9 protein-coding genes are annotated in these 13,245 nt (G+C 51.7%); 8 read left to right on the forward strand and 1 reads right to left on the reverse strand.

Annotated elements, in window-relative coordinates; translation table 11 throughout:
• Window positions 1-84 precede the first annotated feature (84 nt).
• From ACS5NO_RS27465 to ACS5NO_RS27475, 3 genes are all read left to right on the forward strand, one after another.
• On the forward strand, window positions 85-1,437 hold the full coding sequence (locus ACS5NO_RS27465) for a neutral/alkaline non-lysosomal ceramidase N-terminal domain-containing protein (RefSeq protein ID WP_439418098.1): 1,353 nt from the start codon (window positions 85-87) through the stop codon (window positions 1,435-1,437).
• Between the two features lie 40 nt (window positions 1,438-1,477).
• On the forward strand, window positions 1,478-2,302 hold the full coding sequence (locus ACS5NO_RS27470) for a polysaccharide deacetylase family protein (protein ID WP_439418099.1): 825 nt from the start codon (window positions 1,478-1,480) through the stop codon (window positions 2,300-2,302).
• 250 nt (window positions 2,303-2,552) lie between these two features.
• Entirely contained in the window at window positions 2,553-4,496 is a 1,944-nt protein-coding gene (locus ACS5NO_RS27475) for an SGNH/GDSL hydrolase family protein (RefSeq protein ID WP_439418100.1), read from the forward strand.
• Between the two features lie 80 nt (window positions 4,497-4,576).
• Here the strand turns inward: ACS5NO_RS27475 and ACS5NO_RS27480 are convergent, their stop codons facing one another.
• On the reverse strand, window positions 4,577-5,110 hold the full coding sequence (locus ACS5NO_RS27480; protein ID WP_439418101.1) for a hypothetical protein: 534 nt from the start codon (window positions 5,108-5,110) through the stop codon (window positions 4,577-4,579).
• A gap of 200 nt (window positions 5,111-5,310) precedes the next feature.
• On the opposite strand from ACS5NO_RS27480, the gene ACS5NO_RS27485 reads away from it, so the two are divergent.
• From ACS5NO_RS27485 to ACS5NO_RS27505, 5 genes are all read left to right on the forward strand, one after another.
• On the forward strand, window positions 5,311-6,648 hold the full coding sequence (locus ACS5NO_RS27485; protein WP_439418170.1) for a Gfo/Idh/MocA family protein: 1,338 nt from the start codon (window positions 5,311-5,313) through the stop codon (window positions 6,646-6,648).
• Window positions 6,649-7,248: 600 nt separating this feature from the next.
• Complete coding sequence (locus ACS5NO_RS27490; RefSeq protein WP_439418102.1) at window positions 7,249-10,668, forward strand: ThuA domain-containing protein; 3,420 nt, start codon at window positions 7,249-7,251, stop codon at window positions 10,666-10,668.
• Between the two features lie 137 nt (window positions 10,669-10,805).
• Window positions 10,806-12,194: a cyclodeaminase/cyclohydrolase family protein gene (locus ACS5NO_RS27495; RefSeq protein WP_439418103.1), complete on the forward strand. Its 1,389-nt coding sequence runs from the start codon at window positions 10,806-10,808 to the stop codon at window positions 12,192-12,194.
• 238 nt (window positions 12,195-12,432) lie between these two features.
• Window positions 12,433-12,639, forward strand: coding sequence for a hypothetical protein (locus ACS5NO_RS27500; RefSeq protein WP_150879856.1), 207 nt, complete (start codon window positions 12,433-12,435; stop codon window positions 12,637-12,639).
• Window positions 12,636-13,184: an AAA family ATPase gene (locus tag ACS5NO_RS27505; RefSeq protein WP_150879857.1), complete on the forward strand. Its 549-nt coding sequence runs from the start codon at window positions 12,636-12,638 to the stop codon at window positions 13,182-13,184. The genes ACS5NO_RS27500 and ACS5NO_RS27505 overlap by 4 nt, the downstream gene beginning before the upstream one ends.
• Window positions 13,185-13,245: the final 61 nt, after the last annotated feature.

Consider the following 13,245-nt stretch of genomic DNA (forward strand, 5'->3'; position numbering starts at 1 on the left):
GCATGCAAACAAAACGCGTCAGCCAACCGAAAACCGTAAACCGAATACCGTAAACCCAAAAAAACACTTCTTAACTCCTTAACCATGCTTTTTTTTCAAAACCATATACCGACTTTTAAACGCCGGACCGGCCTTTGGGCGGTAGCTGTTCTATTGCTTTTTCCGATAAGGAGTCAGGCCATCACCCCCAAAGCCACCGGTTTTCGGGCGGCTGTGGTCAAGGTGGACGTGACGCCGGAAGGTCACCAGATGCTGCTCGGCTACGGTGCCCGGCGCTCGACCGGGGTTCTGGATCGGATTTACCACCGGATCACCGTACTGGACGACGGCAAAACGCAGTTCGTGCTGGTATCGTCGGATTTTGCCGTGGTTTCGCCTTCCGAATACGACAAGGTAGCCGCCAAGTTGAAAAGTCAGTTGGGCATCGATCCGGTCAACTTCTGGTGGACCTTAACGCACACGCATTCGGCACCCGAAGTGGGTCCCCCCGGTTTACCGGCACTCTTTATGGGTGAACGGTATCAGCATAAATTCGATTCGGACTACACGGATGTGGTCGAAAAGAAGCTCATCGATGGTGTCGCCGAAGCCCGGAAGAAACTCGAACCGGCCCGACTGGGGGTGGGGTGGGGCATGGCGCAGGCCAACATCAACCGGCGGGCGAAGGGCGTCGACGGCAAAGCGTTTCTGGGGATGGACCCGGATGGCCCGGTCGATCGCCGGATCGGGATGCTTCGACTGGATAAAGCAGACGGTACCCCGATGGCGTTGATTTCCAACTATGCGATTCACGGAACGGTGATGGGGGGCGAAAACCTGCTGATCAGCGGGGATGCGCCGGGCGTGGTAGCTCAGTATGTAGAAGAACAACTGGGCATTCCGTTGCTGTTCATCAACGGGGCGGCCGGCAATATTGCCCCGATCTACAGCCAGTACGCAAACCACAAAATAGGTCGACTCCACCAGTTCAAGACCTTATTGGGTGACAAAATCATTACCGCCAACCAGTCGATCAAGGCGACCACGGCGGATGTTAGTCTGAAAACCGCCAGCCTGGTTGTTGAAACACCCCGGAAGCCCGAACTGGGTTGGGTCGATGATTTGAAAGACTACACCCGCACCACGAAAGCCGGGGTCAATATGATTAAACTGCCCGTCCGGTTTCTGCAAATCAACAACGACATCGCCATCTGGAGCGCCCCGCTTGAGTTGTTCTGTGAAATTTCCAACGAGGTTCGCGACCGGTCGCCTTTCCCCTATACCTTCTATTTTGGCTACGGCAACGGCTGGCTGGGGTATTTGCTGACGGCAGAAGAAATCACGCACGGTGGGTATGAGATAACGGTTTCGCCCTACACGCCCGCTGCCGCCAAAGATCTGACGGAATCCGTGGTCAATTACTTGCAGTCACACCCTCCCATCGTTAAAAAACCATGACCGCGGTTTTTCTTACCTTTGTCTTTCAGACTTTATTCCGATGAAACTAACCCCGATCCTGCGCGCATCTACCCTATTCTGCGCCCTCCTTAGCCTTTCGTTTTCGAGCGAAATGCCATCCGTCAAACCATCGGCAGCCCCCATTGTCTGGCCGAACGGCAAGAAAGTAGCCTTAAGCCTCAGTTTCGACGATGCCCGGTTGAGCAACGTCGACAAGGGGACGGTTTTGCTCGATCAATACGATGTCAAAGTCACGTTCTTCGTCGTGCCATCGGCGGTAAAAAAACGGCTGGAAGGCTGGAAAAAAGCCGTAGCGAGTGGTCACGAAATGGGTAATCACTCGGTCAATCACCCGTGCAGCGGCAACTTTACGTGGTCGCGGGAAAAGGCGCTGGAGGACTATACGGGCGAGAAAATGCGGGCGGAACTAATCGAAGCCAACCAACAGGTGCAGGAACTGCTGGGCGTCAAACCGGAAGTGTTTGCCTACCCCTGTGGGCAGATGTTTATCGGGCGCGGAAAAACCACGCAGAGCTACGTGCCGATTGTGTCCGACCTGTTCATCAGCGGCCGCGGCTGGCGGAATGAAGCGCCCAATGATCCGGCCTATTGTGACATGGCCCAGATTTATGGGATGGAAATGGACGGAAAGGATTTCAGTGAAATCAAAGACCTGATCGAAACCGCCCGCAAAACCGGGCAGTGGCTGGTGCTGGCGGGTCACGAAACCGCCGAATCCGGGGGGCAAACCACACGCCTGACCATGTTGAAGCAACTCTGCGAATACGCCAAAGACCCCGCCAACGGCGTCTGGATCGCCCCCATCGGCACGGTGGCCAAACACGTTAACAAACAACGGAATTAAAATAGAGATGGTAATTTTTTGTCAGCCTCCGGCTTCTGGCCGGAGGCTGATTTTTTGCCGTCCCCCCCTTAAAGCCTGAAAGGCTTCCATAACTAGCCCCGGGTATAACCCGGGGACGGGGCGATATGGGAATACGGGGACGCGGGAATACGGGGACACGGAAACACGTTGAGACGCCCCGTAAAACCGGTGGAAAAGAGTAGAAATAAACCGATTATCGCTTCCGGATTTGAGTCGATCTTCCGTTCCTATGCGTTCCCTCCCGATCATCTTTGCCCTCTTTTTAACATTCACTGCTGGTATTCTGCGCGCTCAGCCGGGCGAAAAAACCACCCCTTGGCACAGCTTTGAAAAAGTAGAATTCAAGCTAAATGACGTACCGGCCCGGTACATCAAACCCCGAAAACCATTGCCCGGCAATCCGTGGGTCTGGCGCGCCCACTTCCCCGACTGGCACATCGAAATGGACAGCATGCTGCTGGAACGCGGTTTTCATATTGCCTATATCAACACCAACGACTTATACGGCAGCCCCAAAGCGATGATGATCTGGGATGCTTTTTACCAGCATCTGGTTTCGGAAAAAGGCTTTGCCCCGAAGGTAGCACTGGAGGGCGTCAGCCGGGGCGGTTTGTACGTCTACGGCTGGGCCAAACGGAATCCCGCCAAAGTGAGTTGCATCTATGCCGAAGCCCCCGTTTGTGATTTTAAGAGCTGGCCCGGCGGAAAAGGAAAAAGTAAGGGCGACGCCAAATCGTGGCAGCAACTGCTCGACGTCTACGGGTTTTCGGAACCACAGGCGCTGGCATTTGACGACAATCCGATGGATCATCTGGAAGGCATGGCGGCTTATAAAATCCCCATTTTGCACGTCATCAGCCTGAACGACAAGCTGGTCCCCTCCGACGAAAACACGTTTCCGCTCGTGGAACGGTATCAGAAACTGGGTGGCCCGACCACGGTTTATGCCATGTCGAGGGGTGCGCAAACACTCGAAGGCCATCACTTCCCGATTGAACATCCCGAGTGGTGGGCCGATTTCATCACCCGGCATTCTGTTCCCGTTCAAAAACCGCTTTCCTCGTCGGCGTATGTCACCATCCGGGCTGGTTTGGCGAATGCCTACCGGGTGATCACGGAGCAGAAAAAGGCCACGGTGGCGTTTCTGGGCGGTTCCATCACCCACAATCCCGGTTGGCGCGACAAGGTGAGCCGGTATTTGCAGGAGAAATTTCCGCAAACGGCATTCACCTTCATCAAAGCCGGGATTCCGTCGCTCGGGAGTTTGCCGCACTCGTTCCGCATCGAGCAGGATGTACTGAGCCAGGGCAAAGTCGATTTGTTGTTCGTGGAAGCCGCCGTCAACGACCGCACGAACGAAACCGATAGCCTGACGCAACTTCGCGCGCTGGAAGGCATTGTGCGGCACGCCCGAAAAAGCAATCCGGCCGTCGATGTCATTTTGATGGAATTTGCCGACCCCGACAAGTTCGGTGATTTCCGGCAGGGCAAAAAACCTGTGGAACTCGCCAACCATGAGCGGGTAGCTGCCCACTACCAACTGCCTTCTATCGACCTGGCCCGGGAAGTGTACGACCGAATCGCAGCGAACGAGTTTTCGTGGGAATACGATTTCAAGGATCTGCACCCGTCGCCGTTCGGGCAGGAAGTGTATTTTCAAACCATGAAGTATTTGCTGAATACGGCTTTTCAAACCGCTTCATCAGCTCCGGCCAACCCATTGCCCGTGGTGCCTCCGCTGGTTCGCGGCAGTTTTGATAATGGCCATTATGTCTCGATCAACGAAGCGTCGCTTCAAAACGGCTGGAAGCTGGTCGATAACTGGAAACCGGCGGATGGCGTTTCGACCCGCCCCGGTTTTGTCGACCGGCCCATGCTGGAAGCCACCACGCCGGGAGCCGCTCTTTCGCTCAACTTTACGGGAACTGCCGTTGGCATCGCCCTGATTTCGGGGCCGGATGCGGGGGAAGTGGAATACCGCATCGACAAAGGGCCGTACCAGAAAATGGACCTCCAGACCCAGTGGAGCCAGCAATTGCACCTGCCGTGGTACAAGCTTTTCGCCAGCAACCTACCCAATAAAAAGCACGTTTTGCAACTCCGCCTAGCGGCCACCCAAAACCCCAAAAGCAAAGGAACCGTCTGCCGGATTGTGTATTTTCTGGTGAATTAAGAACGCTGTCGAATTACGGAACGAAACCGGTCAGGTCTTGAAGACCTGACCGGTTTTTAGCTTTTTTTAAGGGTGTTCATTTACCACGATGTCGGCAGAAACGTACTGACGTTGCTGTCACCTTCCTGAAACCGCACCACCAGATTCGGCTTGCCATTGCTGCCGGTTTTCAGTTCGTAATAGTACGTCTGCTTTTTCAGTTCCTCGCGATTCATTTTCCGGTTCACATTTTGCTTCGGAAAGCAGGAGTAAAAGCCCCGGTAATGGCCCTCCGTGGGGGTTGTCGTAAATGATCCGTCGGTTTCGCTGAAATCCACGCTTCCTTTTTCGAAGGTAAACGCTTCGGTTTTGCAACCCGAATAATCGCGGGTAGTCGCCACGAAATACTTCTCGTAGTTACCATCGGTTTTAAAGTCGAACACCACCGCCAGCTCAAAGGGTTTGCCTTGGTAGGAACCGTCGTAGGCCCAGAAGTCCCCCATGGCAAACGAGCCGTACATCCATTTCCCGGCGGCTTTGGTCGGTACATGCCCCCCTGGCAGGACGGTGTCCGTGTCTTTTTTGCAACTGCCCAGCAGGACCACCGTCAGCAACGTCATCACTAGTGTTTTCATTTGTTCAGTTTGATTTGTGTTTACTGGAATCGGCGTCAAAATTGGCGCGTCGTCGGGCATCGGCCAGTGGTCAGGCGGTTGAAACGGAAAAAGCCGCCCCTGAAGCGACCGAATGGGCGGCTTTTCGAAAACCGCCGATAGTAAATCCGGGGCGGTTTTGGCTTTCTACTTGGAAATCAAGCTCAATTTGCCAGACCCTCATGGAAAAAGAACCTTTTAGTGCGTTATCCCGTCGAAAATTCATCGGACAGGCGTCCGCAGCCCTGTCGGCCTTCATGATCGTCCCCCGGTTTGTGCTGGGCGGTCGGCGGTCCGACGGAACGGGCTACCGGGCACCAAGCGACATCATTACGCTGGGATTTATCGGAACCGGCAAGCAAAGCCGCGGTCTCTCCCGGAATTTTCTGGCCACCGGCGAAACCCGGATTCTGGCCAGTGCGGAAGTCTACAAAGCCAAACGCGATCTGTTTATCGAACAGGCCAAAGCCTATTACACCAGCGAAGACGGAAAGGCCAAAGTCAATGGCGCGTATTCGGAAATTCAGGCCTATAACGACTTCCGGCAACTCCTCGACCGCAAGGACATCGATGCCGTGGTCATTGCCTCTCCCGACCACTGGCATGCGGTCATGGCCGTGAAAGCCGCCGAAGCCGGGAAAGATATTTACTGCGAAAAACCGCTCGCGCTGACCATCAAAGAAGGCCGGGCGATGGTGAACGCCACCCGCAAACACAAGCGGGTGTTTCAAACGGGCAGCATGCAACGGTCGTGGCCGGAGTTCCGGCAAACCGCCGAACTGATCCGCAACGGTTACATCGGTGACATCAAAGGCATCAAGGTGAACGTGGGACCTCCGCCGAAACGGTATGATTTACCGGCTGAACCCATTCCGGAAGGACTGGACTGGGCCATGTGGCTGGGACCCAACGAACCGGTACCGTTCAATTCCGAACTGGCCCCACCCCTGTCGAAAGACGTGTTCCCCAACTGGCGGAATTACAAGGAGTTTGGTGGCGGTATGGTGACCGACTGGGGGGCGCACATGTTCGACATCGTCCAGTGGTCGCTGGACATGGACAACAGCGGCCCCGTGGAGGTGATTCCGCCCGATGGCAAGGAGCACAAATTCCTGACGTATCGCTACGACAACGGCATCACGATGACCCACGAGCCCTGGGAATGGAACAACGCCATTCAGTTTGTCGGCTCGGAAGGTACGTTAAACATTCAGCGCAAGAAGCTGGAAACCACCCCGGCTACGCTCAAAGACAAGGTGATCGGTCCGGACGAGAAACACGTTTACCACAGCGACAACCATTACAAGGACTTCCTGACCGCCATGCGGAAGCGCAGCGAACCCATCTGCGACGTAGAAATTGGCCACCGCACGGCGTCGGTTTGCACCATCGGTAACATTGCCTACCAGCTCAAACGTCCGCTGAAATGGGATCCGAAAAAGGAGAATTTCAAGAAAGACAAAGAAGCCAACGGCCTGTTGGAAAGGTCGTTGAAAAGCGAATGGGCGATTAAAGTCTAACCGAAGGCCCGGCCTGAAACCGTTAAAATAGTTTCCACTATGTACGATTCTTGCTCCTGGCCCACGGTTCTTTTTTATCAAGAAACAAGTGCTCTTTGGCATTCGATCGGTCATCCCTACGGGATTTTAAATGGATTTTGTTCACGTTTACCCCCGGTTCAAACCGGGGGCTACAACATGAATCATCCCTACGGGATTTTAAACGGATCTTGTTCACGTCTACCCCCGGTTCAAACCGGGGGCTACAACATGAATCATCCCTACGGGATTTTAGACCCTTCTCTATTTCCCTCCGGTTTGAATCGGGGTGAAAAAGGAGTCATTCCTGTGAAATTTTAAACCCATCTCGTTCATCTCAACCTCCGGTTTTGACCGGGGTTACTACAGGGTTCATGTTTCCGGAATGATCAAATCCAACAATCCCGTAGGGATGAAGCGTTTTGTAGCGGTGGGTTTTAACCCGCCGAAAAAGATAAAGATCGAAGGCAACCAATCCCGTAGGGATGAATCATTTTGTAGCCCTCATGCAGGGTCATTGCATTACCCCAAACGGTTAAAACCGTTTTGATGTGCTCAACCGAATTTAATTTCCCGATAAAAATGCCAATCTCTATCAAAACAAGTACCATCGGTGCCACGCTCCTGCTTATGGCGTCGGTTGCCGGGAGCTTTTACGGCTGCAAGACGCCCCAGAAGTCTACGTCACAGGTTCCGTCGTCAACCCCCGAACCCGTGGCGACGGCCCCAGCCTCCAAGCCGAAAGTGCCGCGCATTCTGGTTTTTTCGCGCACCAAAGGCTATTACCACGAGTCGATTCCGACCGGGATTGCGGCCATTCAAAAGCTGGGCCAGGAGAACGGTTTTCGGGTCGATACGACCAAAAACGCCGACTACTTCGTGGAGGACAGCCTGAAACACTATACCGCCGTTGTGTTTCTGAGCACCACCGGCAACGTGCTGAACCCCGATCAGCAGGTGGCGTTTGAACGCTACATTCAGGCCGGGGGCAATTTCATGGGCATTCACGCGTCGGCGGATACGGAATACAACTGGCCGTGGTACAACAAACTCGCCGGGGCGTATTTCCTGCACCACCCCAAGCAGCAGAAAGTCGCCATCGACGTAATTGACAAAAACCACCCGTCGACCAGTTTTCTGCCCGACCGCTGGGAGCGCTTTGATGAATTGTACAGCTACCGGAACATCAATCCCGACATCAAAGTGCTGGCGAAACTGGACGAAACGACGTACGAAGGTGGTCGCAACGGCGACAATCACCCGTTTGTCTGGTACCACGAATTTGACGGGGGCCGCGCGTTTTATACCGGCGGTGGGCATACGAACGAAAGCTACAGCGAGCCGCTGTTCCAGCAACATTTGCTCGGCGGCTTGAAATACGTGATCGGCGACAACAAGGACCTCGACTACTCGAAATCGTACGCGGTGAAAACGCCGGACGAAACCCGGTTTGTGAAAACCGTGCTGTCCAACGACCTCAACGAACCGATGGAACTGGCCGTGGCACCGGATGGGCGGGTGTTTATGGCCGAACGGAAGGGCAAGTTTTATATGTATGATCCCAAAACCAGAAGCACAAAACTGGTTTATGATTTTCCGGTAAAAGCCGTCGAGAAGTATCTGAACGGTTTGTTGGGCATGACCATCGACCCGAATTTTGCCAAAAACCACTACCTCTATTTCTTCTACACGATTCAGACCGGCGAGGAAACGAAGCAGCGCATCGGGCGGTTTGTGATGAACGACGACGGTACGCTGGATCTTAAATCGGAGAAATCCATCATCGAATTTCCGATCGATCTGGAAGTGAGCGCGCACACCGGCGGGTCGATGGCGTGGGATAAACACGGCAATCTATTCATTTCGACGGGCGATAACACTGTGCCATTTGAATCAAGCGGTTTTTCACCGACCGACTGGCAGGCCGGTCGGCTGACGTTCGATGCGGCCCGTTCGGCGGGAAATACCAACGATTTGCGCGGTAAAATTCTGCGGATTCACGTCGAGCCCGACGGTTCGTACACCATTCCCGAGGGCAACCTGTTCCCGAAAGGCATGGCGCAAACCCGGCCCGAAATCTACGTCATGGGTTGCCGGAATCCGTACCGGATTTCGGTCGACCCCGAAACGTCGATTGTGTACTGGGGTGAAATTGGCCCGGATTCCGGCACCGATGGGCCGCAGGGACCACGCGGGTACGACGAGTTCAACCAGGCGAAGAAAGCCGGGAATTACGGCTGGCCGTTTTTCGTTGGCGACAGCAAACCGTACAAAGCCTACGATTTTGCGACCAAAGCCGTGGGTGCTGAGTTCGATCCAAACGCGCCGGTCAACAATTCGCCCAACAACACCGGGTTGAAAAACCTGCCGCCCGTCACGAAGGCGATGGTCTGGTATCCCTACAACAAATCAACCGAATTTCCGGAACTGGGAACGGGCGGTCGGTGTGCGATGGGTGGCCCTGTTTACCACTTCGACGCCAACCTGCAATCCGATGTGAAACTGCCGCAGTATTACGACAAGGCGCTGTTCATGTACGACTGGATGCGGAACTGGGTGTATGCCGTTCGGATAGACGACAACCAGAACTACAAACGCCTGGAAGCCTTCATGCCGGTGCGGGGCGATTTCCGCCGTCCGGTCGATCTGGAGATTGGGCCGAAAGGTGAGATGTACATGCTGGAATACGGTTCGGTGTATGGCATCGACAACGACGATGCGCGGCTGGTCAAGATCGAGTTCAACCCCGGAAACCGCACGCCCGTTGCGAAGGTGACGGCACGGGATACGATCGGGCTGGCTCCGTTCAAAGTGGCCTTCAACAGCCGCCAGAGTTACGACTTCGACGAGGATGATAAACTGACCTACGAATGGAAATTTGAAGGCAATCAGGTGGCTTCGACCGAAGCCAATCCGACGTTTACGTTCCAGAAAAACGGCATTTACCCGGTAACGCTGAAAGTGACCGACCCATCGGGTCAAAGTTCGGTCGATACGCTGGAAATCAAAGTCGGAAACACGCTGCCGCAGGTGGCCATTGCGACCACCGACAACAGCACGTTCTTTTTCGCCGACCAGACGCCGTTCAAATACGCGGTCAATGTGAAGGACAACGAGGACAAGGTGATCGATAAGAAGAAAGTAAAAGTCGCCTTGAACTACATTCCGAAAGTCGCCGGGAATGACCAGTTGGTGGGTCACCAGCAGATTACGAGCACGTTCAATCTGGGTAAAAACCTGATGCAGGCCAGCGATTGCAAGGCGTGTCACCAGATCAACGGCAAATCGGTCGGCCCGGCGTTCGTCGAAGTGTCGAAAAAATACCGGGGTGACAAGGGCGCAGCCACCCGGCTGGCCAACAAGGTGATTACCGGTGGTGGTGGCGTCTGGGGCGAACACGCCATGAACGCCCACCCGCAGTTGTCGAAGGAAGACGCCACCGAAATCGTGAAATACGTGCTGGCGTTGGGGAACGAGCAACCGGACGTGACGCTGCCGCAGCAGGGCACGACGGTTTTGAAAGAGCACGTTGGCAAGGACCAGACGGGGCGCTACATTCTGTCGGCGTCGTATACCGACCAAGGCGGAGCCATCACACCCCTGACCAGCAGCGAGAGCCTGATTCTGCGCCCCGCCAAAGTGCAGGCCGGTGATGCCGATGAGGTGTATAACATGAATCGTCAGCGCGGACGGCTGGGAGCTACTAAAAACAAAGCGTATTTCGTGCTGAAAGGCGTGGACCTGAAAGGCATCCAGAAGCTGACGTACCAGGTGGCCTCGAAAGACCACGAAGGCACGATTGAAGTGCATACTGGCTCGGCGAAAGGCCCGGTCATCAGCACGGTGGCGTATACGGCCACGGGAGCCTGGAACAAAACCGCCGAGCTAAGCGCCCCGATTCAGGACCCCGGCAGCAAGCAGGATTTGTATTTCGTGTTTGTGAACGCGGACCCGAAAGCCGAGAATATCGGCGGGGTAAGTTGGGTTGAGTTTGGGAAGTAAGATTTTAGATACGGTTTTTAGTGAAGGGAGCCACCGTGGCTTTTTAGGAACTGCGGTGGCTTTTTGGTTTACCAGCAGCAAAACGCCAAAAATATTTCATGGAATATTTTATCTTTACTAAAAAATAACAAATTCTAATGAGCACAGATTTACTACAACTTCCAACTCGACATTTACTAGATAAAATCGGTGCGGGTAATCATAAACCTGGATCTGGTAGTGCAGCTGCTCTTAATGGAATTTTAAGCTCTGAACTATTAAAGACTGTTATTGAACTTACGCTTGAAAGAGAAAAAACATATATACATTGTAAAACAGAGTTTGAAGCAATAAAAAACAAAATTATTAATATCATAGGGCCAAGATTAGAAGTATTGTTTGAAGAAGATTCTTTACAGTTTGATAAGACGATTCAAAAGAGAAAGGAACGAAACAAAGAGAGAAATCAAAAAATAAAAAACGATCTTCAGGAAGAATCACTGCAAGAACTGAAAAGATCAACGGAAATTCCGATTGAAATTGCAAATCTTTGTATCCAGCTCGCAAAATATTCCGTTGTAGTATTTGATAAAGGATTTAAATCAGCTAGGGGTGATTCAGGCGTAGCTTTAGGTAGTTCTCTTTCAGGTCTTTCAGGCTGTATTGCTATCATAAGCCTAAATCTACAATCGTTCCCAAAAAATGCTTGGACTAATTCAATTGAAATTCAAAAAAAGGAGCTAAAGAATGAGTTTAATAATCTCAGCAAAGAGAATGTTAGATTAATGGATACCCTTGATGAGGAAGCAGATATAAAGGGGGATTTTCTAGTAGAATTTACTGAAATTAGGAAATCACTATTTGGAAAATCTAATGTTTCCCACACTGATATTGAAAATTTAGCAAGACGAATTCAAAATGCATTATGGGGTTATAAAGAACTAATATGGAGTGTTAACCCTCCAGATAATCTACTTGGCGTGCTGAAACCACAAAAAGTTATAGAGTTATTAAGATATGCATTTCACAAAGTACATACCTTAGGAGTTAATGAACAGGGTGAAGAAATCGCTGGCATAATTAATAACGAGGATTATACTATTACAATCTCAGATATGTATAAGCCAGATGTTATTAAATTCACTACGGCTCATGAGCTTGGACATGCCTTGCTACATGACAAAATAGAACTTCACCGTGATTTACCATTAGATGGGTCGGACATAGAACGATATAGACCAATTGAAGAAATACAAGCAGATAAATTTGCAGCTGTATTTTTGATGCCCAAAAAGATAGTAGTCCAACTGTTTTATGAACGATTTCAAATTAAGAGGTTTACGATTAATGAGAACACTGCACGTTTACTTGATAGTACGGCTCATGAACTTCGCAAGAAGGTTAAAAACAAACGTGACCTTTCTCGAATGATTGCAAAGTGTGGATATTATAATTCTAGACCTTTTGATTCATTGTCAAAAATTCTTCAAGTTTCAATCGAAGCAATGGCTATTAGATTAGAGGAGCTAGAATTAATAGAATATTAATTCTAGAGAGACCCTTTGTCACTTGCGTTTCTATTCAAAGACTTTCTGTCCCTAACCAGTAATTGACCAATCTCCCCATTAAAACCGGCGGCTTCGGGCCAGAGACCGTATCGATGTAGTCCCAACGTACCACACGCAAGCAAAAACAGCATGCTACCGCCGTGGTGTAAGATTGCGGTAAGCTTATGGTAGCGAAACGTGTATTTTTTGGTTATTTTTGCTGAAAAGGAATAAAGACATGACCACCGACGTGCAGTATCAGACCGGAAAGATGGTCAAAGACCCGAGGGCCATGACCCCGCAGGAGCGGAGCCGCTGGCAAAAACAATGCGCTGAAAATGCGCGGGATTACCTGTTTTCCATTGGTCAGCCGCTGGTCTACAAGCGTCCGGACGGCCATGTGGTCGCTGAACACAAAGACGGCCGCATTCTGGTGATCCAATGACAATTTATCTGATCGCCGGCCCTCCCGGCATCGGCAAGAGTACCAACGCCCGGGAATTGATCCCGGAAGGCGTTCCAATCGTTGATCAGGATCTAGCTGCCTACCAATACAAAAAAAGAGGATTCACCGATTATCAGGACATTGCATCCCTGACAACCCATCAAAAAATCCGGGAATGCTTGTTTAATAAGGAAGATTTCGCCCTGGAATTGAATTTAGGGTTTCCCTCGCATTACGCTTATCTAAAGTCGATTGCCAACTTCGACCGGTCGAACCAGGTAAACCTGTTGCTGTTTTTTACGGACGATCTTCATCTCTGTATCAACCGGGCGAAAGCCCGGTTTTTGAACGGTGGACACGAAGTTAAAACCGAGGTCATTGAAGAAATGTATGTCAGTACCATGCCACTGTTTGAAGAGAATAAATCGCTGTTTCAGCAAGTGCGCCTGGTGGACGTTTCATATACAGAAATCATCGAACTGACCAGAGAAAGCAGCATTTTACCGGATTGGGTGATAAAAAATAATCTACAGATTTATTTATAATCGAGACCCAGAATATAGCTCTTTTTGGTTGTTGCTTCTGCTTGCGTGGTTGCGGGACAAA

The organism is Larkinella fluvii (assembly GCF_051857545.1).
Lineage (GTDB): Bacteria > Bacteroidota > Bacteroidia > Cytophagales > Spirosomataceae > Larkinella.

Bases quoted from the DNA above. Each gene is read 5' to 3' on its own strand.
- ACS5NO_RS27505 (WP_150879857.1), top strand. From the start codon at position 12,636: ATGACAATTTATCTGATCGCCGGCCCTCCCGGCATCGGCAAGAGTACC.
- ACS5NO_RS27465 (WP_439418098.1), top strand. From the start codon at position 85: ATGCTTTTTTTTCAAAACCATATACCGACTTTTAAACGCCGGACCGGC.
- ACS5NO_RS27470 (WP_439418099.1), top strand. From the start codon at position 1,478: ATGAAACTAACCCCGATCCTGCGCGCATCTACCCTATTCTGCGCCCTC.
- ACS5NO_RS27500 (WP_150879856.1), top strand. From the start codon at position 12,433: ATGACCACCGACGTGCAGTATCAGACCGGAAAGATGGTCAAAGACCCG.
- ACS5NO_RS27475 (WP_439418100.1), top strand. From the start codon at position 2,553: ATGCGTTCCCTCCCGATCATCTTTGCCCTCTTTTTAACATTCACTGCT.
- ACS5NO_RS27485 (WP_439418170.1), top strand. From the start codon at position 5,311: ATGGAAAAAGAACCTTTTAGTGCGTTATCCCGTCGAAAATTCATCGGA.
- ACS5NO_RS27490 (WP_439418102.1), top strand. From the start codon at position 7,249: ATGCCAATCTCTATCAAAACAAGTACCATCGGTGCCACGCTCCTGCTT.
- ACS5NO_RS27495 (WP_439418103.1), top strand. From the start codon at position 10,806: ATGAGCACAGATTTACTACAACTTCCAACTCGACATTTACTAGATAAA.
- ACS5NO_RS27480 (WP_439418101.1), bottom strand. From the start codon at position 5,110: ATGAAAACACTAGTGATGACGTTGCTGACGGTGGTCCTGCTGGGCAGT.